The sequence below is a fragment of the uncultured Campylobacter sp. genome (genome assembly GCF_963517995.1).
In the GTDB taxonomy this organism is placed as follows: domain Bacteria; phylum Campylobacterota; class Campylobacteria; order Campylobacterales; family Campylobacteraceae; genus Campylobacter_A.
This window is the reverse complement of sequence record NZ_CAUQHQ010000017.1, coordinates 1-25,738: the sequence shown is the minus strand read 5'-3', so window position 1 is coordinate 25,738 and position 25,738 is coordinate 1. Positions and strand designations below refer to the sequence as shown.

Annotated in this window: 28 protein-coding genes and 1 pseudogene; 12 read left to right on the top strand and 17 right to left on the bottom strand. The window is 43.7% G+C overall.

Features of this window, described 5'->3' with window-relative positions; all coding sequences use genetic code 11:
• The 4 genes and pseudogenes from RYL88_RS03345 to RYL88_RS03330 form a co-directional block, all read left to right on the top strand.
• Positions 1-1,737, top strand: a 1,737-nt coding sequence (locus tag RYL88_RS03345; protein WP_314988955.1) for an efflux RND transporter permease subunit, incomplete at its 5' end; no start/stop codon positions are given.
• Positions 1,738-2,151: 414 nt separating this feature from the next.
• Entirely contained in the window at positions 2,152-3,150 is a 999-nt protein-coding gene (locus tag RYL88_RS03340) for a PepSY-associated TM helix domain-containing protein (protein WP_314988954.1), read from the top strand.
• Positions 3,147-5,285: pseudogene (locus RYL88_RS03335) on the top strand (TonB-dependent siderophore receptor). Before RYL88_RS03340 ends, RYL88_RS03335 begins: the two are co-directional and overlap by 4 nt.
• A 295-nt stretch (positions 5,286-5,580) precedes the next feature.
• A complete protein-coding gene (locus tag RYL88_RS03330) occupies positions 5,581-6,198 on the top strand; it encodes a tetratricopeptide repeat protein (RefSeq protein WP_314988953.1) in 618 nt (205 codons plus the stop codon).
• A 431-nt stretch (positions 6,199-6,629) separates the two neighbouring features.
• Here the strand turns inward: RYL88_RS03330 and RYL88_RS03325 are convergent, their stop codons facing one another.
• The 17 genes from RYL88_RS03325 to RYL88_RS03245 form a co-directional block, all read right to left on the bottom strand.
• On the bottom strand, positions 6,630-7,802 hold the full coding sequence (locus RYL88_RS03325; RefSeq protein ID WP_314988952.1) for a HAMP domain-containing sensor histidine kinase: 1,173 nt from the start codon (positions 7,800-7,802) through the stop codon (positions 6,630-6,632).
• On the bottom strand, positions 7,795-8,457 hold the full coding sequence (locus tag RYL88_RS03320) for a response regulator transcription factor (RefSeq protein ID WP_314988951.1): 663 nt from the start codon (positions 8,455-8,457) through the stop codon (positions 7,795-7,797). Before RYL88_RS03320 ends, RYL88_RS03325 begins: the two co-directional genes overlap by 8 nt.
• On the bottom strand, positions 8,457-8,702 hold the full coding sequence (locus RYL88_RS03315) for a hypothetical protein (RefSeq protein WP_122868222.1): 246 nt from the start codon (positions 8,700-8,702) through the stop codon (positions 8,457-8,459). Before RYL88_RS03315 ends, RYL88_RS03320 begins: the two co-directional genes overlap by 1 nt.
• A 63-nt stretch (positions 8,703-8,765) precedes the next feature.
• On the bottom strand, positions 8,766-9,677 hold the full coding sequence (locus RYL88_RS03310; protein WP_314988950.1) for an AEC family transporter: 912 nt from the start codon (positions 9,675-9,677) through the stop codon (positions 8,766-8,768).
• 192 nt (positions 9,678-9,869) lie between these two features.
• Positions 9,870-10,865 (bottom strand): site-specific integrase, encoded by a 996-nt coding sequence (locus RYL88_RS03305; RefSeq protein ID WP_314988949.1) that lies wholly within the window; start codon positions 10,863-10,865, stop codon positions 9,870-9,872.
• 2 nt (positions 10,866-10,867) lie between these two features.
• Positions 10,868-11,176 (bottom strand): hypothetical protein, encoded by a 309-nt coding sequence (locus RYL88_RS03300; protein WP_314988948.1) that lies wholly within the window; start codon positions 11,174-11,176, stop codon positions 10,868-10,870.
• Positions 11,173-11,370 carry a hypothetical protein gene (locus tag RYL88_RS03295; RefSeq protein WP_314988947.1) on the bottom strand — a complete coding sequence of 66 codons (198 nt, stop codon included), beginning with the start codon at positions 11,368-11,370 and terminating at the stop codon, positions 11,173-11,175. The genes RYL88_RS03300 and RYL88_RS03295 overlap by 4 nt, the downstream gene beginning before the upstream one ends.
• Positions 11,371-11,407: 37 nt before the next feature.
• Complete coding sequence (locus tag RYL88_RS03290; RefSeq protein WP_314988946.1) at positions 11,408-11,776, bottom strand: hypothetical protein; 369 nt, start codon at positions 11,774-11,776, stop codon at positions 11,408-11,410.
• 10 nt (positions 11,777-11,786) lie between these two features.
• Positions 11,787-12,248, bottom strand: a complete 462-nt coding sequence (locus RYL88_RS03285) for a DUF736 family protein (protein WP_314988945.1) — start codon at positions 12,246-12,248, stop codon at positions 11,787-11,789.
• Positions 12,249-12,251: 3 nt separating this feature from the next.
• The gene (locus RYL88_RS03280) at positions 12,252-12,452 is read right to left on the bottom strand and encodes a hypothetical protein (protein ID WP_314988944.1); all 201 of its coding nucleotides are present in this window, start codon (positions 12,450-12,452) and stop codon (positions 12,252-12,254) included.
• A gap of 17 nt (positions 12,453-12,469) precedes the next feature.
• Positions 12,470-12,643: a hypothetical protein gene (locus RYL88_RS03275; protein ID WP_314988943.1), complete on the bottom strand. Its 174-nt coding sequence runs from the start codon at positions 12,641-12,643 to the stop codon at positions 12,470-12,472.
• Between the two features lie 134 nt (positions 12,644-12,777).
• Positions 12,778-13,359, bottom strand: coding sequence for a hypothetical protein (locus RYL88_RS03270; protein ID WP_314988942.1), 582 nt, complete (start codon positions 13,357-13,359; stop codon positions 12,778-12,780).
• Positions 13,360-13,505: 146 nt separating this feature from the next.
• Positions 13,506-13,805, bottom strand: coding sequence for a hypothetical protein (locus tag RYL88_RS03265; protein WP_314988941.1), 300 nt, complete (start codon positions 13,803-13,805; stop codon positions 13,506-13,508).
• Positions 13,795-16,713: a phage/plasmid primase, P4 family gene (locus RYL88_RS03260; protein ID WP_314988940.1), complete on the bottom strand. Its 2,919-nt coding sequence runs from the start codon at positions 16,711-16,713 to the stop codon at positions 13,795-13,797. The genes RYL88_RS03265 and RYL88_RS03260 overlap by 11 nt, the downstream gene beginning before the upstream one ends.
• Before the next feature lie 111 nt (positions 16,714-16,824).
• On the bottom strand, positions 16,825-17,220 hold the full coding sequence (locus tag RYL88_RS03255) for a hypothetical protein (RefSeq protein WP_314988939.1): 396 nt from the start codon (positions 17,218-17,220) through the stop codon (positions 16,825-16,827).
• Positions 17,221-17,489: 269 nt separating this feature from the next.
• Entirely contained in the window at positions 17,490-18,026 is a 537-nt protein-coding gene (locus RYL88_RS03250) for a hypothetical protein (protein WP_314988938.1), read from the bottom strand.
• Complete coding sequence (locus RYL88_RS03245) at positions 18,019-18,282, bottom strand: helix-turn-helix transcriptional regulator (protein WP_314988937.1); 264 nt, start codon at positions 18,280-18,282, stop codon at positions 18,019-18,021. The genes RYL88_RS03250 and RYL88_RS03245 overlap by 8 nt, the downstream gene beginning before the upstream one ends.
• 183 nt (positions 18,283-18,465) lie before the next feature.
• Here RYL88_RS03245 and RYL88_RS03240 point away from each other — a divergent pair, with 183 nt between their 5' ends.
• The 8 genes from RYL88_RS03240 to RYL88_RS03205 form a co-directional block, all read left to right on the top strand.
• Positions 18,466-19,119, top strand: a complete 654-nt coding sequence (locus RYL88_RS03240; protein ID WP_314988936.1) for a hypothetical protein — start codon at positions 18,466-18,468, stop codon at positions 19,117-19,119.
• A 12-nt stretch (positions 19,120-19,131) separates the two neighbouring features.
• Entirely contained in the window at positions 19,132-20,349 is a 1,218-nt protein-coding gene (locus tag RYL88_RS03235) for a restriction endonuclease (RefSeq protein ID WP_314988935.1), read from the top strand.
• 103 nt (positions 20,350-20,452) lie between these two features.
• Entirely contained in the window at positions 20,453-21,496 is a 1,044-nt protein-coding gene (locus tag RYL88_RS03230; protein ID WP_314988934.1) for a hypothetical protein, read from the top strand.
• Between the two features lie 65 nt (positions 21,497-21,561).
• Positions 21,562-23,256 carry a hypothetical protein gene (locus tag RYL88_RS03225; protein WP_314988933.1) on the top strand — a complete coding sequence of 565 codons (1,695 nt, stop codon included), beginning with the start codon at positions 21,562-21,564 and terminating at the stop codon, positions 23,254-23,256.
• A gap of 102 nt (positions 23,257-23,358) precedes the next feature.
• Positions 23,359-23,898 (top strand): hypothetical protein, encoded by a 540-nt coding sequence (locus RYL88_RS03220; RefSeq protein WP_314988932.1) that lies wholly within the window; start codon positions 23,359-23,361, stop codon positions 23,896-23,898.
• Positions 23,898-24,428 (top strand): hypothetical protein, encoded by a 531-nt coding sequence (locus tag RYL88_RS03215; protein ID WP_314988931.1) that lies wholly within the window; start codon positions 23,898-23,900, stop codon positions 24,426-24,428. The genes RYL88_RS03220 and RYL88_RS03215 overlap by 1 nt, the downstream gene beginning before the upstream one ends.
• Before the next feature lie 10 nt (positions 24,429-24,438).
• Positions 24,439-25,362, top strand: a complete 924-nt coding sequence (locus tag RYL88_RS03210; protein WP_314988930.1) for a DUF5309 family protein — start codon at positions 24,439-24,441, stop codon at positions 25,360-25,362.
• Positions 25,363-25,400: 38 nt separating this feature from the next.
• Positions 25,401-25,738 (top strand): hypothetical protein (locus tag RYL88_RS03205; RefSeq protein ID WP_314988929.1); only part of this gene is annotated, 338 nt, incomplete at its 3' end.

Genomic DNA, 25,738 nt, shown 5'->3' with positions numbered 1-25,738 from the left:
GTGCTGCTTTGCGTGTTTGTGCCGATTGCCTTTATGGAGGGAATTGTCGGACAGTATTTTAACTCCTTTGGTATGAGCGTGAGCGGCGGTATCGTGGTGTCATTTTTGGTTTGCATTATGCTGATACCTAGCCTGGCGGCGAGGTTTTTGAGCGAGGGCGAGAGTAAATTTTACCGCGTGACGGAGCCTATATTTGAGGCGCTTGAGAGCGGTTACGAGCGGCTTTTGAAGCTTATTTTGAGGTTTAAAACCGCGTTTGTTATCCTTACCTTCGGCGTGCTAGCTCTTTGTATGAGCCTAGCGGGCAAGGTCGGTATGGACTTTTTGCCCGTCGAGGACGAGGGACAGTTTGAGATATTTTTAAAGGCAAGTCCCGGAATCTCGGTCGAGGCTATGAGCGCTAGAGCCGGTGAGGTCGTGCGCGCCGTAGATAGCGATCCGCGCGTCGAGTACTCATATATGATCGCGGGCTACACGGACTCAAAGGACGCGTACAAGGCTAAAATTTACGTCCGCTTAAAGGGCTTTGAGTCGCGAAAAGAGCGCCAAACGCAGATAATGGACGAGTATAGAAAAAAGCTTAAATTTGAAGGTCTCAGCGTCAAAGTCCTGCAGATACCATACGTCGATACGGGTAGCGACAGCGAGCCCGTACAGCTAACGATCACGGGCGATAGCCTGGAAAAGCTGGACGAAATCCTGCCAAAAGCCATAGCGATGGTGCGCGCGATCGAGGGCACGACGGACGTGGGTAGCGATAACGAGGATAAGATAAACGAGCTGCAAATCAGCGTAAATAAAGACAAAGCTAAACGCCTAAACATCGATCCTAGCGCGGTCGCGCAGGTTATATACGCGTCGTTTGGGCAAAATAGGCTTGGTAGCTTTGATAACGGCGACGCGCAGTACGATATGATACTGAGGTTTGACGACGAGTACCGCAAGGACGCGCAGGCGCTGCAAAAACTAAAGATCAAAAATGCGCACGGCGAGAGTATAAGCCTAAGCGCGGTGGCGGAGTTTAAGACGAATAAGACCTTTTCCGTGATAAACCGCTTTAACAAACAGCGCCAGATCAGGATCGTCGCAAACGTGGATAACGTCCCGCTAGGCGCCGTGCAAAAGGGTATCGACGAAAATATCGGTCAAATTTTGCCCGCGGGCTATGATTACGTGATGACGGGCTTTATCGAGATGATGAACGATACGAACGCGGCCTTTGTCTTTACGATCAGCCTTAGCGTCGTGCTCATTTATATGATCCTGGCCGCGCTTTACGAGAGCTTCGTGCTGCCTATCATCATCATGATCTCGATGCCGCTGGCGTTTGGCGGAGTGGCTGTCGGGCTGTATCTTAGCGGCAACTCCTTTAGCCTATTCGTTATGGTCGGCGCGATATTGCTTTTTGGCATGGTTGGTAAAAACGCGATTTTGGTCGTGGATTTCGCCAACCGCTACGCAAACGAGGGCGCGCCGCTAAACGAGGCTATCGTGCGAGCCGGCGTTAAGAGGCTACGAGCGATACTGATGACTACTTTTGCGATGATATTTGCGATGTTGCCGCTTGCGCTTAGCAGAGGTGCCGGATACGAGGGCAACTCCCCGATGGCGATCTCGATCATTTCAGGGCTTATTAGCTCGACGCTGCTAACGCTGCTTGTGGTGCCTGCGCTCTTTGGCGCGGTGTATAAGATAGATAAATTCGTGAGTAAAATTTATAAAAGAGAGGAAATTTAAGGCTCAAATTTGAGTTTGCTCTCAGCTGGGCCTGCGTCAAATTTGCGCTTGACGTTTGCTCTACCGTTGGGCGCTGGTTTTGTTTAAACTAAAAAGCCGATTTTGCTTTGAGACCACATTAAATTGATTTCCGTAATTTAACGTAGCAAATTTGTCGTTTTGTATTCGTCTGCCTCTACTAAACCTCGTTTTTAAATATTCAACGCTAAATATAGATTCCTTATTTATTTGATAATAGTTTTAGAAATTATTAATTTTTAAAATGCTAGAATCCGCGCTGATTTAAAGCAAATTTTAAAAGGGCAAATTTTAAACGTGAATATATTTAGCAAAAAGATTATGTATAAGATTCACACTTACGCTTCACTGATATTTTGCATTCCGCTAGTTATCGCATGCTTTACGGGATAGGTTTTGGTTTATAAAGATGAGATAAATAATATCTTAATGCCTGGCGTCATATATGTCGCAAAAAATAGCGATGAAAACGAGCAAAAAAGTAGATTAAAATTTGACGAGCTAAGGGAAAAAATAGAAAAAGAGTATCCGCATCACGAGATCGTAGGCTGGAATATCGACGCAGATCCCCAAAAGACGGACAAAATTTGGCTGTTAAAGCACGGAGCGGGCGAAAAAGAGTGGGCGTGCGTGTATCTTGATGCATTTAGCGGAGAGATAAAAAGCGATCTCGTGCCGCACGATAGCGGATTTATCGGGGTTATTACCGAGCTTCACGAAAATTTACTCCTTGAAAAAAGCGGTCAAATTTTGCTTGGGCTAACGGCGATTTTTGCTTTTCTTATTTCGATTAGCGGCTTTATCGTTTACCGAAATTTTTGGGCGAATTTACTGCGCCTTCGGTTTGCGAGAATGGCGGTTTTTATGAGCGATTCTCACAAATTTATCGGCGTTTTTTCGACGCCCGTTATCTTTGCGGTCGCGCTTAGCGGGGCCTGGTGGGAGCTTAGGTTTATGTTTATGCCGCCTTTTGATAATTCTAAATTCGTAATCGGTCCGCAAATTTACGATAAAAATATCTCTATCGACGCCCTTGTGCAAAGAGCGGCCTCGGATATGCCCGGATTTGAGACGCACTACGTTAGTTTTCCGTTTTATGATGGCGCAAATATCACGCTTTACGGGCAAAAACCGAGTCAAGGTTTCCTTCATAGCCAGTACTCAAGCACCGTTTCTTACGATAAAAATAGCGCAAATTTAATCGATGTAAAAGATATCGAGCTAGCAAGCAAAACGGATAAATTTTTATCGACGTTTAGGCGAGCTCACTACGGCGACTATAACGCCGCGACTAAGTTTTTCTGGTTTTTATGCGGCTTGGCACCGTTAGCGCTTAGCGTTTCGGGCATTTATTTATGGATAAAAAGATCAAATTTTAAAAGGAGAAAAAGATGAAAAATAAAATTTTGTTTTCGGTTGCGGCGATAAATTTGCTAGCGTCCGTTCAAATTTTAGCCGCTCAAAACGGCGAGAACGCAGCGGGTAAAGAGACGCTTCGTGCCGTCGAGGTAACTAGCGAACAAAGGCGCGACGACGTCAAATACAACGCCAAAGAGCTGGTAAAAAGCACCACGAGGCTAGACCTCACCTCGCGCCAAACGCCTCAGTCGCTAACCGTCATCACCGAAGCTAGGCTAAAGGATCAAAACATCAACGACTATCAGGTGCTTTTGCGAAATATCCCGGGCGTCACGCTTAACAAGTGGGACGAGCGCGTATATCCTACGGCAAGAGGCTTTAAGATAGATTATTATTTGCTTGATTCGATGCCAAGCTTCGGCGGGTTTAGCCTAGGCGCAAACGATATGAGCATGTTGCCCTACGAGCGCGTCGAAGTCGTAAAGGGCGCAAACGGCCTGCTAGCGGGCGCCGGCAATCCGGCGGCTAGTTTAGATTTCATCCGTAAAAGAGCAAATTCAAAAGAATTGACGGGAAATTTCAAACTAAGCGCGGGCTCGTACGATAGATACGGGGTATCTGGCGACGTGCAGACTCCGGTGACTGCTGACGGCAGCGTGCGGGCTAGAGCGTCGTTTATGCATGAGAAGTCTCGCTCGTATATGGACTACCATAACCGTAAAAACACCGCTATCTACGGCGTTGTTGATGCAGATATCATGGATAGCTCGTGGCTTAGCCTAGGCGCTTTTTATCAGGAGCTAAAGCGTCATGGCATACGCTAGGGAGGAATGCCGGCGTTTTACAAAAACGACGTTAGGCGCGAGTTTAGTAAAAATGAAATTTTCTCGCAGCCTTGGACTAGATGGGATATCAAGACTTTTGACGTTTATGCCGATTTTAGGCACTATTTTGAAAACGAAGCCAGCCTAAATCTATCCTATTCATTCCGCCGCGCAAATACGGATACTAATTTGCTCTACTACGGCGGCAAGGTAAATTTAGACGACACGGGCGACATCGGCGGGCTTAGCGCCTACGCAAACAAACGCGAAGAAAATATCCACAACGTAGACGCCTACGTAAATATGCCCTACGAAGCGTTTAGCTTGCCTCACGAGGTGGTTTTCGGCGCTATGTATAACAACTACCAAAACAGCTCCGACAAGGTCAGTAGTTATTGGTTAAATCGTACGACTCCGGCTGGTCTAGCCTACTCGGCACGCACTAGGATAGATTTTAAAAACCTTCATATCGACGATCCGAGATTCCCTTACGCCGATCAAAACAACGCCGATAAGACGGTGCAAAAGGCCGTATATTTGGCTAATAAATTCTCAATCACGGACGAGCTAAAGTTTTTGCTAGGAGCTAGGATGAGCTACTATAAGTACCGCATAACAGGCGGCAACGGAAATAGAAATTTCACTCAAGAAATTACGCCGTATCTAGGCATAACGTACGATATCGGCGAAAATCACACTCTTTATGCTAGCTACACGAGTATCTTTAAACCTCAAACCGTAAAGGATATCAACGGCAAATACTTAGACCCGATCCAAGGCAAAGACTATGAGCTAGGTATAAAGGGGGATTATTTTGACGGAGCGCTTTCGGCTTCTTTTGGCGTATTTAAGGTCGTACAAGATAAGCTAGGCGCAAAAACCGGACAAAAAATCCCGGGCACCACGACTGACGCATACGAAGCTAAAAAAGGCGTAACGAGCAAGGGCTTTGAGGTGGACATAAACGGCGAAATAAATCAAAACTTAAGCCTGGGTCTTGGGCTTACTCACTTTAACGCCAAGGATGCAGACGGTAAGAAATTTGACACCGAAAGCTCGCGCACTACGGCAAATCTATTTGCTAAATACTCTATAGCGGACTTTAGAGCGGGCGCGGGAGTGCAGTATAAAAGTAAAATTTACGTCGGTAGCGGCGCAAACGAAATCACGCAAAAGGCCTACACGCTGGCAAATTTGATGTTTGGCTACAAGATAAGCAAAAATTTCGACATTCAGCTAAATATCGACAACGTGTTTAACAAAAAATACTTCGAGGGCATCGGCAACAACAAGATGGTTTACGGCGATCCGCGAACCTTTAATCTAGGTTTTACGTATAATTTCTAAGGCGTTTTGGCACGCCTTTCGGCTTGGGTTGCGCCCGCAGTGATCCAAGCTATAAATTCGGCGCTTTTTGTCGGTATTAAATTTGTAAATTTACAGGTTACGATAGGCGCCGAATTTAGATATAAAACTATGGGTAAATTCGCCTTAATACGCTAAAAACGCCCTTTTAACGAGCGATAAATTTGTTACAAATTTGGCTCCGTTTGGTTACTGCCAAGTATTTTAAAGTTTATTTTAAGCGTTATTTTGGCGAGCGTAAGGTAAGATTAAGGCAAAATTTTCTTAAGGCTAAATTTTGAAACGCGCTTTTTTTCAAGCTATCTCGCACATTGCCGTTTTTGCGCTGGTTGCGGCGTTTGCTAGCGGTTGCGCCGCGCCGAAAAAGGCAATCCCCGCACCGCCAAAGCCCGTTACGCAGTCTGAAATAAAAAATATCTGCGACGGCAAAAGCCCAAAAGAGTGCAACGATACGGGCGTGAAATTTGAAAATGCCAAAGACTACGAGCGTGCGAAGCTCTGCTATCAAAAGGCCTGCGAGAGCGGCGAGGGCGTAGCGTGTTCGAATTTAGGTTCTCTTTATCAAAAAATCGATCCTGCTAGCGATCAAATTTTACCTCTTTTTTTAAAGGCCTGCCAAGCAGGTAATAAATACGGCTGTTTTAATGCCGCAAACGTTTACCGCCTGGGGCTTGGCGCGCGTAAAAACGACTTCGTGCGCGCGATAAAACTCTACGAAAAATCCTGCGTGCAGCTAAAACACGCTAAAAGCTGCACGAATCTAGGCAGCATGCATCAGTTTTCTTTGGGCGTAGAGACGGCGAGCAGGGACGTGGCGAGGAAATTTTACGAGATAGGATGCGAGCTGGGCGATGAGGTCGGCTGCAGAAATCTTTCGCTAGTAAATAGCGAGTAAATTTAAACCGCAAGCATACGCCTGCGCGAAATCTTTACTCGCCTTGCAAATTTGGATTTGACTAAGATTTTAATCGAATTTTATTAAACTCGCAAAGTCTTGAAATTTTAAAGATGGGGTTTAACCCTTAATTTAATCGCGAGAAACTTTACGGAATATTTTAACTAAACGGCCCGAGGTTTTAAGGACGGTTTGAGCTAAGAATCTATGAAAATCGCTTTTTATTCTCGGGATGCATCATGCGATTTTAACCGCACGGCGCAAATTTTACGACTGAAATTTGTTTAAGAGCCAAAAATCGTAAAAAATTCGTAAAGTCGTTTTTGTTGCTTCAAAAAGGAGTCGGATTAAATTTTGGTCATATAGCGTAATGCTAAATTTAAAATCTCAAATTTGGCTCAAAGCCCAAACTGCCGAATTTGATGTCGAATTTATACTTGCCACCGCAGCCTAAACGTCGTTTCTTTGCCGGATTCGCTCTCGCAGGTTACGGATATAGCGTTGTTTTCGCAGGCTCTTTTTACTAAATTTAACCCTATGCCAAAGCCGCCTTGGTCTTCGTTAAACCGCGTGTATCGCTCGAAAATTTTATCTTGCTGCTCTTTGCTTAACCCCTCGCCGCTATTTGAGATTTTTAGCTCGCCGTCTTGCAAACTAACCGCGACGTAGCCGCCTTGGTTTGCGTATTTTACGGCGTTGCTTAGTAGGTTATCCACCGCACGTTTTAGCTCATAGCCATTTGCATTTATGAGAGCGTCTTTTAAATTTAGTCTTAAATCAAGCCCTCGTTTAGCAAAAAACGGAGCAAAAAATTCGAGTCGCTCGTTTAAAATCTCTCTAAAATTTAGCTCCTCTTTTAGTGCGGAGCTTGAGGCGCCAAAGGATAAATACGTGAGGTCCTCATAGGTACGGCTTAGCGTTTTGGCGGCGGTTTGGATGTTGTTTAGGCGCTTTAGATTTCTCTGGCTTAGGCTACTTTTATCTGCCGTTTCGATGCTCATAAGTATGACGCTAAGGGGCGCGTTTATCTCGTGAGTAGAGTCTTTTATAAAGCGATTTAGCGCGGCGATCTTGGCGTGTAGCGGCGCTAGCGCGGTCTTTGCTAGATAAAAGGCGATTATCATGATGACGCCTAAAACGATAAGCAAATTTAGCGCCGTACGCAGCCGTAGCAAATTTAGCTCGCTTGTGACGTCCTTACCGCTTAGCGCGATTTTTGCCGTCGCTAGCTCATCCACGCCGCCTTCGTCCATATTTTGCAAAGCCTCAAATATCGTCACCTTGCCGTCTGATATGACCGCGCTACTCTGGGCGTCGTCAAATTTAGCACAGCCCGCCTCGCCGTATAAAATTTGACCGCTTTTAGCCACGATGCAGGCTTTGACGTCTTTTTCGGCGGTAAAGCTTTTTACTGCGCCAAGCCCGTCCATGCGCGCTTTCATATAGATACCCATCTTTATCTCTTTTAGGTTTTTTACCTCGTTTGAGACGAGGGCTTCTTTTTTCATTTTATAGTCGTTTGTAAAAAAATACCCCAAAAATAGGGTGCTAGTGATGAGATAAAGCGAGAGGATTTTGGCTATAACGGCGGAGCGCTCAGACATAGATATAGCCGTCGCCGCGCCTATTTATGATCGCGTCCTTGCCTAAAATGCGGCGTAAGTTTTTGACGTAAACCCGCAGGCTCAGCTCGCTTGGCTCCTCGCCGTAGTTCCAAATTTTCTCAAATATCGTCTCTTTGCTCAGCAGCGCGTTTTTATTTTCCAAAAATAGCGCCAAAAGTTCGCTTTCTTTGTTTGAGAGATTTACGATTTGCCCGTTTTGCCTGAGAGTTTTGGAGCTTGGATAAAATTTATATCCGCCGCTAAGTGTGATAAATTCGTCATTTACGTGAGAAAATTTGCGCTTGATTAAAATTTGAATACGAAGCAAAAGCTCTTTTAGTTCGTACGGCTTTTTTAAGTAGTCGTCGCAGCCGCTTTTGTAGCCGATCTCTAGGTCTTGTAGCGCGTTTAGCGAGGTGGTAAAGATCGCAGGCGTGTCGTTGCCAAGCCGCCTAAGTTCGCGCAAAAGGGAGAAACCGTCGCCTTTAGGCAGCTTGACGTCGAGGATGAGGATATCAAAATTTCGCTCGTAGGCGGTATCTAGAGCTGCTTTAGCATCGGCGCAAACGGTCACGTCGTAGCCTTGTTCGCTCAGATACTCGTTGATGAGTTCGCTTAGCGTATCATCGTCCTCTACGAGCAAAATTTGCGTCATTACATCTTATCCTTTTTCATGTCTTTCATATCGTCTTTCTTTTTACCCATATCGTCTTTCATTTCTTTCATGTCGCCCTTCATTTCGTCCTTTTTTATCATCATATCGTCTTTTTTCTCCATCATGGTGTCCTTCTTTTCCATCATGGTATCTTTTTTCTCCATCATATCGCCTTTCATCTCGGCGGCAAAGATAGAACCTGTAACGAACAACGCGCTAAGCGCAACTAAAGCTAACTTTTTCATAGCATCTCCTTTAAGAAAATTTATGATGAAAGTTTAGCCAAGAAACGTGAAACGAGCGTGAATTTATGCCATCAGGCTAAAAACATAAGATAAAAGCGGCAGGCTAACGAAGCTAAACGCGACTCCTACGGCTACGGCAGCGACTGCTAGCTGGCTATCAAGTTCTGCTTTCATGATCATCGCGCTTGCTAGCACCATCGGCGGCATGGCGCACTGAAGGATACCTATCATCCAAATTTGACCGAAATTTACGCCAAAAACTATCGTGACTAATATAAAAATAAAAGGCGCTAGCAGCATTTTGCCCGCGATTACCACGGCCGTTGATTTATAGCAGCTCTTGATACTGCGAAAGCCTAGCCCGATGCCGATAGCAAAAAGAGCGACCGGAACGACGCTTTGCGCAAAAAGCGTAAGCGCGTCAAATAGCACCTTTGGAAGCGGAAAGCCGCGAAGCAAAAAGCCCAAAATAAGCGCGACAAACGGGGGAAATTTGATCACTTTCATAACGTTTTGCACGAGCGAAACCTTCGCGGGAGCGCCGAAAGCTAAGATAAAAGGGCCAAAAATGCTAATCGGGATCGAGGTGGCTAGCTGATCGTAAAAGATAACTTCGTTCATCGCGTCTTCGCCGAAAAAGCCCTTGATGATAGGCATACCCATAAATACGGTATTTCCAAACATCCCTAGCAGCACGGCGCTCACAGTCGTGGCTTTGTTAAATTTTAAAAATCTGCACGCCAAAAATATCGCCGCAGCACCCAGCATCGAACAAGCAAAACCCGTGGCAATGACGTTAATGAGCGTGGTGTCGATGTTTACATGGTAAATTTTATCGAAAATCAGCGCCGGGAGCGCGAAGCAAAGCGCGTAGTTTATGAAAACGGAGGCGTTTTTTTGCTCAAAGACCTTAAATTTTTTCGCCCCGTAGCCCGAAGCGATAATGATAAAAATAGATAATAATTGCGTGAACATTTGCGTAATCCGAGTTATAAATTTTAAAAACGCGATTATACGGCGGCTAGCATTAAAGAAAAATAAAATTTAGTTGAATTACTTAACATCGCCTTAACGCTTTTTTGTCTTGAAATGCCTCATTTTAGGGCATTTGCTAGCTTAAAATTTTCTTTGTGCCAAAAAGTGTGCCAAAAAGATTTTTTGCCCTCTCTAAAAAAGCGCTTTTTCTAGCTCGGTTTTGTCGTTTTGATTTTTTAGATAATGAGTGTATAAGCTAGTCATAACGAGTGAGCTATGCCCTAGCATCTCTTGGGCTAGCGTAGGCTTTACGCCAGCGTCTATAAGTAGGCTGGCGTAAGTATGGCGCGTAATATGTAGGCTTTGTGGAGCCAGCCCTAAAGTTGTTTGTAGCTCTTTAAATTTCTTTGCGATAGTGCGGTATTCCATTTTTAATATACGCTCGCCGCTTTTATCCAGCCCCTCTAAATATTCTTTTAAAGCCTCGGGTATAATAATGCGCCTAGTCTTACCGTTTTTTGGGCTATTTACGGTATTTTGCGCGAGGGTTTTGCTTATGATTATCTCGTCGCTTTTTATATCGTCCCACGTTAGGGCCAAAATTTCTTTAGCCCTGGCGCCCGTATAAAAAGCGATAAAAAGAAAAGTCTTTAGCTCCCCCGTAGCGTAGTCTATCAGAGATTTTACGCTTTGCTTATCAAATGCTCGCCGCTCTTTTTTCTTTATCTTCGGGAAATCAGCGTAAGAGCAGGGATTTTTTGTTATAATGTCGTATTTTACGGCTAATCTAAAAGCTAGAGAGATCGGCGCGATGTAGGCTCGCGCCGTCTTGGCGTTTAAATTTCTCAAAAAATCTTCTATGTCGCGTACGCCGTAGCTGCTTACGTCTTTATCTCCGACTTCTTGTATAAAACTTCTTATGCCGTATTCATACACGCGTATAGTGTTTATTTTTCGCTCGGCTCTGGTTTTTGCCATAACTCTATCCAAGAAATAACTTAGCTTGTAGCTCTTGGTCGTGTCCACGCCCGCGTTTAGCTTGCGCTCTAGCTCGGGGATTACGTTGCGATAAACGTAAGCGACGTTTGCTTTAGTATCCTTTAGGCCTGAGCTTTTACGCACGCGTTTGCCGTTTTGCTCGTATTCTAAGTAAAGGAACTCGCCTCTAGTCGTAATCTTAACTTGCATTTTTACTTTCCTTTAAGATTAAGCAAGGCGTCGGTATCGTAAAGAACGATTTTATCAGATTTCCTGACAAAATCCAAACCCTCCCTAAGATAGCCGTTTTTACGCCTTAGTCTTAAAGTTTGCGCGCTAATGCCTAAAAGCTCGGCCGCAGCTTTGTCGCCTTTTATCCAGCGCGGCAGATCCTTTTTAAGGACTAAATTTTCCATAAAGCCCTTAAGCGCGTCGAATTTATCCTCTACTGCCGCTTTTACGCTCTCGGCTACGACTGACCTTAGCTCACTTTTACGTAAAACGATTATTTCATCGTTCATTTTCTGATCCTTTTTAGAATTTCTTTTATCTCTTTTAGCTCGTTTATCCAAGCTTCGTAAGGTCGTCTGCTTGAACCGTGAGCTAAATCAATTTGTAGTTTTACGCTATCTATACGCTTTTCAAGCTCGGCCAGTTCGTCTATTATAGCCTTTAGATCTTGCGTTATCTCGTTCGCTTTAGATATTTTTAACATAAATACGCCATTATTCCTACTGTTGCCATCGTTTGGCCTATACCTCGATCGCCCCAAACAGCGCGCCTGGGTCGTAAATCGTATATCCGTTTAGCAAAGCGTGATTCATCTCCATCAAAATACCTTTTGAGTCTTGGGTGATGCGATAATCGCAGGTCTTTTCGCTAGGTACGAATATCGCGCCGCAAGAATCAAGCTGTTTTAGGCAAATTTTCATAACCTCGTCGTAATCTAGATTCCTATACCGCGCGTTGTTAAGTACGGGACTAAAAAGCTCATACCTCTCGTCGCCGTTAAAATACTCGTTGGCCTCGGCAAGAGCCTTGATCGCTACCTCGCGCGCCGTTTTCTTGTCGTCGCCGAATGCCGAATAGGGGCTGCACACGTAAATTTTAATAACTTCCATCGCACACCCCTTAAAACGGTATCGTTTCGTCTATATAGTTGCTAGCGTCTAAATCCCCGCTAGCAGGCGGTACGTCCTGACCCCGTTCGCATTTAGGAGCGTTCCAAACTATGTCGTATAAAACGTCCTCTTTGGCGTTTTCTCCGGCATTAAAAAGAGCGATATAGACTTTATACCCGGGCACGGCGGGAGTCTCGATAAAGCCGCTTATATAATTTTTCATGCCGTCTTTGCTCTGCCTGCGCCATAATGCGCCTACGATCTGTCTTTGCCCCTCGTAGCCTTTCGCCTTTTGAAGGGCTAGTTGGAAATCTGGAAAGTCTTTATTTTTCTTTTTATCTTCGGCGCTTGGGCTTAACATAACAACTTCTAAAGGCCTCAAAAATGGGATCGCTACAACCCCGCCGACATACCCCACGTCTGCACCGTCGGCATTTTTGTAACTTTTGCGTTTAAAATAACCTATGTTCATATCCTACTCCTCGAATAAATTTCGTTCTTTTGGTGTCGCAGTATCCGCGAATATCTCGTCGCCGTCCTCGATAGCGCGCTCCATGGTCATCTCCTTTTTGGGATCCAGCATAAATTTAACCCTCTTTGCGGCGTAATCCAACACCAAAACGTCGTAAACGAGTTTTTGGCCGCTAGGGCGTATCTTTAAAATAGGTAAATCCATCTTTTGCTTCTCCTTTTTTAGTCAAGAAAATATATTCCAAAAAGGCACAACAATATTAAAACCCAATCCCTTGCAAAGGTTAGCTTTATGCCTGCGAGCCTGATAATCTCTGAATTTCTGAATTGCCCAAATATCCTTAAGGCAAAAAACACAACCGTACCCCATAAAAGCACTTTTAAAAATATGCTCATACTCTCTCCTTTATAAATTTGCTAAATTTTGAAATATTGTGAAAACTAAAACTAGCGCCAAGGCCGCCAAAAACCTTTTGACTCCGCGGATGAGTAAAGCCCATCCTTGCGGCGCGGCCGACGTGTCGTAAATTTTAATTGCTAGCTTTTTCATTTTGCACTTCTGCATCGATGACGTCGCCCTCGACCTCGATCGTGATCTCGTTTAGGCGGGACAAAATCTGCTGCGCCGAAACGGCCTCGGGCGGCATGAGGGCTAGGCGGTCTAGCATCTTGTCGTGTCTAGCGGTAGAAAGCGTGCTAAAAAATTTAACTATCTCCATGTCGTCTTTGCTTACGTAGCCTTGCTCGTTTTGCTTTTCGATAATACGTCTAGCCTCTTTTTCTAAAATTTGATAGCTTGCCGCAATTAAGACATTGTTTCTGTCTAAATCTACTTTCGTGTTTTTAACCGCGCTTTCTAGGCTGGATTTTTGAATCAAATTCCTAGTTTGCTTGTCTTCGCTCATGGCTAGCGTTACCTTGTTTTGTAAGGCCTGCGCCCAGTTAAAATCCTTTTTCCAGCGATTTATAGAGCTGGAAGAGCCTTTTAGCCCTAGCGCGTCTAGCTTGGCGGCTAGCTGTTCCTCGCTGATAGGTTTATAGTCGGTCTCAAACGTCGCGCTATCAAGATATATCTCGAAGGCTTTTTGCTGCGTTTCGCTCATCTGCTTCATGTTTTTCCCTTTGCTGTCTCGCATGGCTCACGATTATCAAAAAACCGTGAGCCGCCCCAAACCCCTAAAATACGTAATCTTATAAACTCTTTGGCTCATAAGGTTGAACAATGTGAGCCAACAGTTAAACCCGATTTTACCGATGTTTAATAGCTTAAGAATTCTCTTTGGCTCACCATTTTTTTATATATAGGTTCTAAAAAAAATTTTTGAAAAACAAAAAACGATTTCAAACCGATATAGGGGCAAAAATGGCGAGATTGCGAGCCAACAGCCTGCCAAGCCCCAAAAATACGGCTTTTCATTGGCTCAAGAAAAATAAAAATTGTGAGCCAGAAGTGAGCCGCCCCAGATGTAAAACATCTATCAAACGCCCTAAAATAGGACGCTTTGTAGATATTTTTATTTAAAATCATCGTGAGCCACAAAGAAAGATTAGTTTTCATCGGATTTTGCTCCGCCCGCTTGGTAATAGCTCATTTGATTTATTGTGATCTCGCCGCCGTTTTCGATCCTTATGGTGTCAAAGTCGAGATTGTCACTGCTAACCCTAAAACCGAAAAAGCATCTAGGCCTCTCGCCGACGCCGGCGTAATTTACGGGCATTCGCTTTTGGCCGTAAGAGCAGCTAATTCCCGCAAGCGTAAGCTCGTCGCGCAAAGCCTGCGCGAAGTTTTTTTGCGCTATAGGTTTGCCGCCTTTGTCGTTCATGTATGCTAGATAAATTTTATAAAGCGGTACCGACGGCACAAAATAATCCGCGTCCGCAACGATCGCGTCTTTGACGAAAGTGCGAAGCGGATTTACGCTATCTCTATAATCCTCTAGCTCGGTTTGCATGCGTTTAGAGCGCGTAAATTTGTTTTGCTTAATGAGGCGCTTTAACCCCTCGAGCGCCATATTAAAAATACCGGCCAGCTCGTCGCTGAAACGATCGCTAAGGCCGCGTATTTTTTGATTATCTTTTACTTCTTTGTCAAATACGATAAGCAGCATACGCCTAAATACGCCGTTATCGATGCCGCTTTTTGGTTTTTCGTTGCCGGCAAACGCAAGTTTAGGTTTTTCGCTAGGAAGTAGCGAATAAGGCTCTTCGTTTTTCGGGTTTATGGTTATCGCGTCTTTGGTGCTAACGATAGCTTTTAGATTTGCTAGTTGGCCTTTATCGGTGCCGTTTTTGTCGATCTCGGAGCCGATATTTAAGAGCTTATTGGTAAGCGCGCAAAGTTGGTGCCCCTCAAACTGCTGAAGCTGAAGAGACGAGACGTTATCCTCTCCGAAAAAGTTTCTGATGGTGTCTAGGATTACGCTCTTGCCGTTTGCGCCGCTTTTACCGTATAAAAACAAAAAACTTTCAAACTCGTGGCTAGGCATAAAGCAGTAGCCGATAAACTCCATAAGCGTTTTTATGTCATCCTCGTCGCTCGTGACGTCGCGCAAAAATTTAGTCCATTTCGGGCACTTGGCCGACGTATCGTAGTTAAATTTTAAGATATTCGTCGCTGCGTCTTTGTAGTCGTGTTTTTCCTTAAAGACGATGACGCCGTTTTTACTGATAAAGATCGTACCGTTTAGCAAATTTATAACACGGCGCGACTCGTGAGCTTTTATCTCGTCTAAATTTAGCGATAGACTCGTTAAATCCTCTACGATTTTATTTACGTTCTCGCGGCTCTGCTTTTTCTTATCTACGTATGCCGCGGCCATCCAGTGCGTATGGATAAATTTAGCCAGCGCGTTGGCGTCGATTTGCATAAAGTGATTACTCGCCCAAACGTGCAAATTTTTTTTGTATTCGCCCAGGCGGTAGCCTAGCTTTAAAAATGTCTGATTTAGACTAGCGACCATATCCGTTATGTGCGTTTGATGATAGTTTGTGCGCATAGTTTTGTTAATGCGGAGGGCTTCGCTAAAAGCCTTTGAAAAACGCTCGAAATTTTGTTCCTCTTGTTCGGTTAAAAGAAAATTTTGGATATATGCTTTTTTAAACGCCTCGTATCTCTCGCCTGATTTTCTTTCTAGCTCTTTTGCGTTTTTTAACACTTCGTCGACGTATTTGTCGTCTAGCTCGCCTTTGACGGGGAAAATATTTATAAAGTTGCCTTCGATATCTTGCGCCATTATCTCGGCTTTGATTTGGCGAAATTCTTTGATAGGCAAATTTTGTTTAAATTTATCTAACTTTGCCGAAAGGTTCGGGAAGTATTCGCAAATCTCGTCTATAACGACATTCGTCGGCTCAAAGCAACTAAAAGCGACCGTCTCGAGAGGACTAACGCCTTGAAATTTAAAGGCGAAGTCGTAAAGATAATCGCTGATGTCGTAGCCTTTTGAAAAGTTTTTGCCTATCATATAAAATAGCACGATGCGGATACTTTTGGCGACGTCTTTTATCTCATAAAATTTCTTGATAGCGTTTTCGTAGCCCGCCTCGTCGTGATCGAACCAGATGAAAACGTGCCTATCTCGCAAAAGCTCTTTGTACTCTTCCCAGCTGGCCGTTACGCCGCCTAAAGTCAAGGCGCATACGTCAAAGCACATCAGATTGAGCGCATCTTTTTCGCCCTCGCAAATAACTACCTTATCGCCTTTATAGTCGGCGTAAAAATTTAGCGGAAACGGACTAGCGTGCGCGCCGCTCTCGCCGATCCATTTGCCCGGTATTCGCTCGCTAGTTAGCTCTCCCTTATACGCATCGTAAGCGAATTTCTCTCTATATTTGATATTTACCGGCGCGCCGTCTGCGTCTCTGATGATGATAGCCAGGCTTTTATGCTCGAAGCTATAGCCGATAAGTTCGCGGCTATATGCGTCAAAGACGTCGCTAGGCGTCGGGAATAGAGCCGAAATTTGATCCTTGATAAGATCGTAATTTTTTAGCTTATTCCCCACTAGCTGCGGGGCGATTTTAGATAACCTAAATTTAAGCTTGGCTTCCTTGTTTGCGCGCTCGGCGGCTTCTTTTTTCATGCGAGCTTCATTTTCGGCTTTTAGCACGGCTTGGTGCGCCTCGTAGGCCTTCTTTTCCTCTTCGGTCATCTCTTTTGCGTTGATTGTATTTGGGATGCCGAAGTGATCGCAAACTCTTTTGGCCGCTTGAAGCGGCGAAATTTGCTCTTTTAGCTCGACGAATTTAACGATATCGCCGCTAGTATTGCAAGCAAAGCACTTGAAATACGCACCGCTAGCGTCGGAGTTTATGCCTAGGCTAGGCGTGGCGTTGTTGTGATCGTGAAATGGGCAAAAGGCGTTACCGCCTTTAAACTCGATGCTATAAACACTCTGAATAAAATCTTTAAAATCATGTTTAGATACGGTTCGTTTAATCGTTTGGAAAATGCTATCGCCGCTCATTTTTTACTCCGCGGACGAGCTAAGCCCGTCCTTGCGGGCAAGGCTTGGCGCCCTGCACCCGCACTAAAGCACACCGTCGCTTGCGGCGACGGCGTAAAATTTAAAAATATCTCATAACTCATCGTCAAGCTCCGCAAAAAGGTTGTTTTCTTTTATAAATTTCTTTAAAATTTCCACGACTTCGTGTGCGAAGCCTGGGTTTTTGAAGCGAAAGCGACGAAAATAAAAATATATCGCTGCCTTGTTTTTGCCCGTATGTTTGGCTACGTAGTCCGCAAGCGCGCTTTCGCTAGCGGCGCATTCAAGGGCCTTGTAGTACCAATCCGCCACCTCGTCAAAATGCGGACAAAGGTAGTTTTGCTTGACGAAGAGGGCATGCTCGTAAATCAAAAAGCGATCGTGACGGTCGTTTTTGCGGTCTAGGTAGCTCAAATTTTGCAGATTTTTCTTGCAAGTTTGCAAAATAGAAGCGTGATCTATGCGCACGTAATCCCTCGTTGCAGTCATGGCTTAGCCTTTTTTGCGTAAAATTAGGGCTAGCGTTCCCAGCGTCAGTATAGCGCCTCCGACGAAAGCGCAGACGACGATAGCGATAACTCCGAATGCGAATTGCTCGGTCATCGAATATCCTTTTAATCAAATTCACTCTTTAAGCCCCTTTGGGTGTAATCAAGCTGCAAAACAAAACCCAACCCAAAGGAGCTAAAACAATGAACGAAATATAAGATCTTTTTAAAGAGCCTCGTCCGAATCTGAACCTCTCCGGACGAAGATGGTTATTTATGATGAAAAAGACCTAAATCTCGGCACCTTTCATTATCTGGCGCAGTAATAAAATACCCATGTAAGGCACATATAATAGCCTCTCTGGCAATAGGGGAAAAGTTGTTTAACTCTTTTATAGATTCGTAAAGAAATAGTGACGCAGACCTAACGCCTGACTCTCCTTTTTCTTGAGCTTTGTCTTCCACGTTTCGCTTGCTTTTCTCATCGTACATGCTAAAGCCTGCACCATCTATCCTGGCTACGACGTCTTCTGGAATTTCGCCATCTAGCTTGTCTATAAAAGCAATAAGATTATTTATAATAGCGGCTGTTCTGGGCGCCTTATCATAACGTAGCATTTTCTCAAGAGTAGTTTTGACATCTATAATGTTTTTATTTGCAATTTCCGAGTAGATAGAATGAAGCTCTAGTTTTCGTTCTAATGCATTTATTTTTCTAGCTTCCAATAGACTAGACTCAATATCGCATTTGTCTGTCTCTACATTTAAAAATCTTCTGACGGCCTCTTGTTTTTCAAATTCACACATCATTTTTCCTTTTATTAAAAATTTCGCCTTGTCCTTGATATATCCAGTTTTGATTAAGGTCGTACTTTTCGGCAAGCTTTATCACCCACTCGTAGGGGATGAGCTTACGGCCGCGTTTAACTTCGTTGAAAAAATATTTCGTAGTGCATAGCATCTCGCACATCGCGACCATGTCCAGCCCAAAAATCAGCCTAATGCCCTCTAGCCTGTCGCCGACCTCGCTTAGAGCTATATAATCGCTCGGCTTTGGTTTCATAAATAGTCCTTTTTTAGCTTTAAAAAGCTATAATCTATGGTAAAAAATCAAAACTTTTAACTTAAGGCTTATTTTTTAAAGCCTTTAAATCAAAAGTTTTGATTTAAAGTGTTGCAATGATATAACAAATGTTATAAAAATGTCAAGAGAAATTATAACATTTTTTTCTTAAAGGAGATAAAAATGACTGTCAGGGATGAGTTGAACGACTTAAAATTTCGTTTGAGGCTAAAGACGGACGAAGAGTTGGCGGTAGTTTTAAATACTTCAAAAGCGTCAATAGATAGGTGGATAAGCAGAAAAGAGATACCGCAGAAGTGGCGCAGGATAATAGAGATGCAATTTAACGGAGTAAACGTATCAAATGGGCATTTTATAAACGGCAATAACGTCAGCGTGGGAAACTACCACATAGGGCAAAGCTTGGTAAAAGACGAAGATATCGAACTCATAAACGCCATAAAAGACAATGATCCGAATAGGGTATATAGAGATTTGGAAGATTTAAAAAAACGCTTGTTTATAAAAACAAATGACGAGTTTATAAAAATTTTTCAATTAACAAGAGAAGACTTCAAAAAAATCCCGACTAGCGGAATACCACAAAAAATAGCCGTTGCGGCGCATGCAATAGAGCGGATTATGCACGGTATCTTGCTGGATCCGGGCGAGGCTACCGGGCTAAGCGAGTACGGCCGTATAAAAGTAGAAGGCGGAACGCGCGAGCTAGTGGGGGACGATATAAAAATAGCCTATCTGCTAGCTTATGCAAATAAAGAGTTTAAACAAAACGTTTTAAAAAAGCTGGAAGCTTTTAGAGAGCTTTCGAAAATTTAAAAGGTTGTTGCCGTGCTGGACTGGATACTTGGCTTTTTTGATGAAGACATAAAACTAAGAAATAATATCAAAAAATATGAAAAATTAATTGATTGGATGCGGATAGAAAACAAATATCCACTTACACACAAGGAAATTTTCACATTCAGAGATATTTATTTTAATGCGGATAAGTATTTGGAGTTGGAAGAAAAATACCATAGGGCTAAAGATATCAAGAGAGATGATGTAGAATTTTTAAAAAGTAAGCTAGGTTTTTTAAAATCTTTTTATGAAATGAAATGTGTATTATATAAATATTATAGTATGGGATGTGGTCATTGGAAAAGAGGCTATTTGCTTTTCCCAGAAACTTGCCATATATGTAATAGAAATTTCAAAAGATTTTGTAAAGACAATCTTTATCATACTAAAAAACAAAATATAAGTGTTGCAAGTATGGAAAGTTGCAATGCTGTGATATCAGTTACACAATCATCTTTTAAATATGCGGCAGACTATGCAAATACATCAAAAACTAGACAAGAAGGGTTGCAAAAAACAATCAAGACTGAGCAAGATATTTTATCTGATTATGAGAATAAGCTTGCAAATTTAACTCCTGAAGAGATAGGTAAGAGATACGAAAGATACATAGGATATTTATACGAGACAAACGGATACAAAGTAGAGTATAACGGTATAAAGATGGGCAAAAAAGACGACGGTATAGATATAATCGCAACAAAAAGGCAAGAGCTCATAATAATACAATGCAAATGGTATAAGGAAGATAGTCAAATACACAGCAATACGATAAGGCAACTAAATGATAATTTGTCCGAACGCGCGGCCGATAATCCGAATAAAAAGGTCGTAGCTCGGCTTTATTCTGCCTACGACAATCTCGACGAACAAGCGCGCGCAAGGTTGGCAAAGACGCAGATAGAGCACGTCGTGCTACCATACGATAACGAATACTCAAAAATAAAATGCAACATCAACGATGATAACGGAGAAAAAATATATCATTTGCCCGGCGTGGGAATGTATGATTACATAAAAATAAATGTAAATAGGGGCGAATTTTATGTAAAAACCATAGAAGAAGCTGAAAAATTAGGTTTTAGAGGCGTAAAAAAAGAGTTAAAGGCGATACATGGGGTGCAGCAAACTCAGGCGGCGAAAGAGCAAAACGAACCGAGCGAGGATGATGCAGAAATGGAAGCGTTAATAAACGGCGGCGTGTGACGGTTGGCATAGCCTAGGGCGTGAACTGTGGGCGGATAAAAATCCCGTAAGACCTGAAATCTTGGAGAAAACTATATAAAAATAAAATTTCAAAGGAGAAAAAATGGAAGAAGAAAAAAAGATTTTAGATCGAATTTCAGAGATACTAAAAGATGAAAATAAAGCAAAAGCGCTAGAGTCCGTTTTAAATGTTACAAATATAGAAGACGTGAATACCCTAAAAGAAGTATTGGACGACTACAGAGTAATCAACGAAGAAGTAAATGGGGTATCCTTGCAGGATAAAGTTAATTACGTTATTAGATCGCCTGAGTTTATGCTGTTTTATGAGTTGTTGCAAAGTGAAGATAAACACAATGCACTACAATTGATTTTAAATAATTTGATGGATACTCAAATAATACAAATAATACAAAAAATTGAAGAATACCATAATATTTTATATGGAACCAATGGTGGCAAGGATTGCATTGAAAAACTGCATGAAACCATAAAGGATATGGAGAACAATAAGTTCAAGGCTGAAGAATTGGCTGAGGGCGTTCGCAATATGGGTAAAAATTTACAAGAAGAATGCAATAAAGTATTTGAGGATGTAAAAAAGATATTGCCTGGAATAGCGGCGGCAGAATTAGGAAAATCTTTTAGGGAACAGAGAGAAGATACCGAAAAACACTTAAAAACATGGAATAAAATTTTTACAATTTCCAATGTAGTATTTATTGCAATATGCTTTTGTTATTTTGCAATGACATTAAATAAGGATTTTAATTTTAATAGCTTTTTAAGAGTATTACCGCTTTGGGTTTTTAGCGGATTTTTCATTTATTATTCTACAAAGCAAATATCTGAATACAAAAGAATAGCAACCGAATATAGGTATAAAGAGTCTCTAAGTACAGCATATATAGGCTGGAGAAAAGAAGTGTATAGGCAAGGTGGAGAAGAAGATGAAGAAAGAAAGCAAAAACTACTAGATATGACTTTTGATGCTATAAAAATAAATCCTAGCGATAAAATAGGCTCATCTGGAGGCAATATACCAACTTTGACTTTTTTGGAAGGAATTGTCGATGTGCTGCCTCTTGAGTTACTAAAAAAACTTCATGACAAGATAAGTAATATTCTTAATATCGCAAAAAATTAACAATTTTATACGTTTTTTAGGAAACTCATAATCTAAACTATCCGCAAAAAAAGCGGAGAGTTTAGATGGATAACGACTTAAATTTAATCGAAAAAGCATTTAAAGATCTTGAAAACCATAAAGAAAGATTTCTAAAATGCGAAGCGGCGTTTCTAGCCACATACAAAGACGACAAGCGAACGAGCAAGCTCAAAAACTCCGAGCGTACCCGTTCTAAACTATATGTCCCTCTAATCAAAACCACCGTTTTTATCATACATGCGATATTTAAAACAAGCTTCATGAGCGATCGCTGCCCGATCGAAATCACTCGCGTCGGACGCAGAAGCGATGATGATCTCGTCCTGCAAAACGCGCTCACAGCGGTACTCAAAAACCGCTGGAAGAAAAAAGAGCACCGCGTTGGGCTCAGCAAAGCGGTCCTTAGCGCGCTATACTTGCCGCTAGGCATAGTAAATCTTTTCTACGACAAAGAGCAAGGCGATATCGCTACGCGCTTCATCCCTATCACCGATCTAGCCTTTGATAAATATGCAAGCGACATCAACGACATAGAATACGTCTGCTACAAATGGCGTCAATCCGTGCGCCAGGTCGAAGAAAAAATCAAAACGAAATTTTACAAATGTAAAGACAAAGATCTTATCCTGGGCTCAAAGGTAGAGTGGAGCCAGAGGGTGCAGATGAAGGATATCTACAAAAAAATCTACGTAAACGGCCGCCAGATGTGGGAGCTAAAGAGTTTTGCTAATGATTTTTTGGTAAGAGAAACCAAATTTTCGACTTTGCCGTTTCACTTCGGCTACTGTATAGACGCGATGCCAAGCATCGAGGAGAGCATGCGCGAAAACGAAAACGCCGTATACGGCTCGTGCGTGCCGGAAATCGTCAAAGAAATCCAAGAAGAATACAACATCAAGCGCAATCAAAAAATCGACATCACCGAAAATCAAATAGATCCGTCGTTCGTAGTGGATAAAGCTAGGGGCGCGGTGGCGGTAAGCGACGTGATGGCAAGAAAAAAGGTCATCAGGGTAGAAACGGACATAGGCGCTAGGGTGAGCGACGTGATAATGCCGTTTCCGACGCCGCCTACGTATCAGCTAAGCGAAGAGATAAATATGCTCGGCAAAGAGTACGAGATAGCTACGGGCGTAAATAGCGTAATGACCGGGCAAACTAGCCCGAGCGATCGCCGCGCTATGGGCGCGCTACAAACGGTAAACGCCGCGAGCTCGATGAGAATAGAAAGTATGATGCAAACCTTGCTAGAAACTATGCTCTCAAGCTACGCGCAGCACTTCGTAGAGCTACTGTATCGCTTCGTAAGCGACGACGAATTCATAAAAATAACCGAAGACGAGAGCGTGATAGACGTGATCGGCACGCTTGCGCAAAGAAAAGCAAACCGCCTAGACTTTGACGTTTCGGTAAATTTCGGCACGACGATAGCAAACGAAGTAAAGATCAATCAACTAAACGGGTTACTGGGCGTGCTAGCGCAAAATCAAATAAGCTCACCGCAAATAACGGGCGAAATAATCAAAGAGGTGCTAACCCTAATCCTGGGCGAAAACGCTCCGATAGAGCAGGTGGATGAGGCTATGGCACAGATGTCGGCGATGCAAGAGGCGGCGCAAGCTCAGGCCATGGGGCAGGCGCAAATAGAACAAGCGCAAGCGGAGCAAGAAGAGCAGGCGCAAAGAGAACCGAGCGAAGAGGAGATAGAGATGGCAGCTTTGGCAAACGGCGGGATTTAGGGCAGGCCTTGCCCTGAGTGCGAAATATATTCGCGCGAGGAGTTTTTGTATGTTTTTTAGGACGGCGATAAATAAAATAATAAAAATTTTAAAGGAGAAGACATGGCGTATAGGGACAAATACGAGGTTTTGGGCACTATCGTCGCTTTGGCTAGCAACGGGCTTAGCGTTTACGAAAAGGGCGATAACAAAGGGCAAATCAGCGGCGGAAGCATCGGCGATGTCGTGGTTAGGGCTAAGGGCGAGGATGGCTTTGCCTCCGTGAATATCATAAGCGAGCAGGAGTGGGAAGCTATGCCGCAAAACGAAGCGGCCGAGGCAGAGATGAAGCAAGCCGCGTCTGGCGCAAAAAATCTCGCTCCCGAGCTAGCTAAAGCCAAAAACGAGATCGAACGCTTGAAGGCTGAAATTTTAGAGGCCAAAGGCGAGGCCGAGCGCTTCAAGGAGGAGTGTGTGAGCTTGCAGGAGCGAATAAGCGCTGTGGCCGGCGAAAATTTAACTTTGACGCAGGAAATTCAAAAGCTAGAAGTCGAGAATAAAAAGCTAAAAGAGGCGGCCAAAAAAACAGACAAGAGCAAGGCCGATAACGCGCCTAAGGCAAATGAGTCGCAACAAGGTTTAAATTTAGGAGGTAATGAATAATGCCGGATGTATATGATCAGGATTTGGAGGGGTTAGCGGCCGCAGAGGAGACGCAAACGCAAGAAGCCCAGGCAGCCGTAAAAACCGCAGATAAACCACAGACACAGGCGGAAACTAAAACGTCCGCCCAGGCCCAGTCGCGAACCGAGGCGAGCACGGACGACTCCGTAAAACTCAATAAAGAAGAGTATGCGGACTTTCAAAGAATGCGCCAAGCCGCGCAACTTTCGCAGATGGAGACGGATTTTAGGAAGAGTTATCCCGATTTTGATATGCAAAAAATCACGGATAAGATTTTGGAAATCGACGAGAAAAATCCCGGCGCGGGCGACGCGCTGCTAACGCCGGTCGGGCTTGAAAACGTCTATCTAAAATTTTTCCACGGCAAGGCGCAGGAGCAGACGGAGGATGAATTCGACATAGCGCGAGGAACGGGCGGCGGCGTGAGCGTAAAGGAGCTCATCGGCAAGATCAACAAAGGCGAGGCTAGCGATAGCGAGAAGCAGGCCTTTTATTCAAGATTCTTTTAAGGAGTAAAAAATGCCGGTTAAAACTGGATTAATGACGACGGAAGAGGCGTTTGGAAGCTCAGGCGCTCTTTTAGAAAAATCAATAAAGCAAATAGGGTGGGAGACGACTCCTTTTTATAGCGCGATATCGCTTGGCGCCCCAATAGACAGGTCATCAAGGGCCGCCATGGGGCACAAGTGGAGCTACGACGAGTTGCCGGACGGCGATTTAAATAACGCCCACGCAGAGGGCGGACCGAAAGCGCCTGCGAAGTATTATACGGGCGGCGAGCTCATAAATCACTTCCAGATAGTTAAAAACACCTACGGGGTTTCCGGCTCGCAAAAACCTACGACCGATACGCAAGGCAAGGACAGTCTGTCAAAGCAGGGCGAATTTAGTTCGGTAGAGCATAAAAAGTCTATCGAAAAGGTCTTACTCTCCGGCCAAACGGCGGTTCAGAGGGTTAACGGCGGCGGTTCTCCGGTAATAGGCAAATGCGGCGGGTTAAAGAGCTTTTCTACCACCATCAATACGATCGATGCGACGAATACCGATCTAACGATGCAGATGATAAGAAATCTGTTTAAAATCGGCTGGAGCAAAGGCAGACCGTATGAGTTCATGATGGTGAACGACAAGCAAAACGATAGGTTGCTAGACATCTTAGACAAGATCAAGCAGGCGAATATGACCGAAAAGTATCTAGAGAGCGAAGTGCTAGCGGTAAGAAACACATACGGCCACGTAAAGGTACTGCTAAATCCGTTCCTTGAACAAAACGAAATCATTGCCTTTAGAAGCGATGATATATTCAAGGTGAATTGGCGCCCTATGGAAGTCAATGAGCTGCCGACCAGTAACGACGCGGTCGAAAAGGAAGTGCTGAGCGAATTTACGCTTCGCGTATGTACGCCTGTCGCGTTTGCTTGGCTTAAAAACCTGAAAGTTTAAGCGGGGGCCGGCGGCCTTCGCTTGGCTGAGGAGCAAAGATGACTTTTTCAGAGTTTAAAAACCTATACGAAATCAATACTCGCCGCGGTGTAAAAACATGCGGAGACGACGAGTTTAGATCGCTAATGCGTCAAACCGCGGCGAAGATACATAGGGCTATAACGGTCTTGGAAAAGATCGAGATAGACGATAGAAACATAGACGTAGACTACTATCTCTCAAAAAAATACTTCGTAGCTAAATTTCGCCCTCCTCGCGCGGGGACGGACGAGATGGACTACGAAGACGAGAGCCTGCTGGCGGCTCTAGGCTACGGTATCGCCGCGGCAAGAGCCGGGGACGACAAGGATCGTTTTAAATTTAACAAGTTGTATCT

Excerpts from the sequence above, each read along its gene's own strand:
- RYL88_RS03285 (WP_314988945.1), bottom strand. The coding sequence starts at position 12,248 with ATGAACATAGGTTATTTTAAACGCAAAAGTTACAAAAATGCCGACGGT.
- RYL88_RS03240 (WP_314988936.1), top strand. The coding sequence starts at position 18,466 with ATGACTGTCAGGGATGAGTTGAACGACTTAAAATTTCGTTTGAGGCTA.
- RYL88_RS03310 (WP_314988950.1), bottom strand. The coding sequence starts at position 9,677 with ATGTTCACGCAATTATTATCTATTTTTATCATTATCGCTTCGGGCTAC.
- RYL88_RS03260 (WP_314988940.1), bottom strand. The coding sequence starts at position 16,713 with ATGAGCGGCGATAGCATTTTCCAAACGATTAAACGAACCGTATCTAAA.
- RYL88_RS03230 (WP_314988934.1), top strand. The coding sequence starts at position 20,453 with ATGGAAGAAGAAAAAAAGATTTTAGATCGAATTTCAGAGATACTAAAA.
- RYL88_RS03210 (WP_314988930.1), top strand. The coding sequence starts at position 24,439 with ATGCCGGTTAAAACTGGATTAATGACGACGGAAGAGGCGTTTGGAAGC.
- RYL88_RS03215 (WP_314988931.1), top strand. The coding sequence starts at position 23,898 with ATGCCGGATGTATATGATCAGGATTTGGAGGGGTTAGCGGCCGCAGAG.
- RYL88_RS03320 (WP_314988951.1), bottom strand. The coding sequence starts at position 8,457 with ATGACGCAAATTTTGCTCGTAGAGGACGATGATACGCTAAGCGAACTC.
- RYL88_RS03305 (WP_314988949.1), bottom strand. The coding sequence starts at position 10,865 with ATGCAAGTTAAGATTACGACTAGAGGCGAGTTCCTTTACTTAGAATAC.
- RYL88_RS03295 (WP_314988947.1), bottom strand. The coding sequence starts at position 11,370 with ATGTTAAAAATATCTAAAGCGAACGAGATAACGCAAGATCTAAAGGCT.
- RYL88_RS03220 (WP_314988932.1), top strand. The coding sequence starts at position 23,359 with ATGGCGTATAGGGACAAATACGAGGTTTTGGGCACTATCGTCGCTTTG.
- RYL88_RS03250 (WP_314988938.1), bottom strand. The coding sequence starts at position 18,026 with ATGTGTGAATTTGAAAAACAAGAGGCCGTCAGAAGATTTTTAAATGTA.
- RYL88_RS03300 (WP_314988948.1), bottom strand. The coding sequence starts at position 11,176 with ATGAACGATGAAATAATCGTTTTACGTAAAAGTGAGCTAAGGTCAGTC.
- RYL88_RS03270 (WP_314988942.1), bottom strand. The coding sequence starts at position 13,359 with ATGAAGCAGATGAGCGAAACGCAGCAAAAAGCCTTCGAGATATATCTT.
- RYL88_RS03280 (WP_314988944.1), bottom strand. The coding sequence starts at position 12,452 with ATGGATTTACCTATTTTAAAGATACGCCCTAGCGGCCAAAAACTCGTT.
- RYL88_RS03265 (WP_314988941.1), bottom strand. The coding sequence starts at position 13,805 with ATGAAAACTAATCTTTCTTTGTGGCTCACGATGATTTTAAATAAAAAT.
- RYL88_RS03325 (WP_314988952.1), bottom strand. The coding sequence starts at position 7,802 with ATGTCTGAGCGCTCCGCCGTTATAGCCAAAATCCTCTCGCTTTATCTC.
- RYL88_RS03245 (WP_314988937.1), bottom strand. The coding sequence starts at position 18,282 with ATGAAACCAAAGCCGAGCGATTATATAGCTCTAAGCGAGGTCGGCGAC.
- RYL88_RS03255 (WP_314988939.1), bottom strand. The coding sequence starts at position 17,220 with ATGACTGCAACGAGGGATTACGTGCGCATAGATCACGCTTCTATTTTG.
- RYL88_RS03225 (WP_314988933.1), top strand. The coding sequence starts at position 21,562 with ATGGATAACGACTTAAATTTAATCGAAAAAGCATTTAAAGATCTTGAA.
- RYL88_RS03315 (WP_122868222.1), bottom strand. The coding sequence starts at position 8,702 with ATGAAAAAGTTAGCTTTAGTTGCGCTTAGCGCGTTGTTCGTTACAGGT.
- RYL88_RS03275 (WP_314988943.1), bottom strand. The coding sequence starts at position 12,643 with ATGAGCATATTTTTAAAAGTGCTTTTATGGGGTACGGTTGTGTTTTTT.
- RYL88_RS03290 (WP_314988946.1), bottom strand. The coding sequence starts at position 11,776 with ATGGAAGTTATTAAAATTTACGTGTGCAGCCCCTATTCGGCATTCGGC.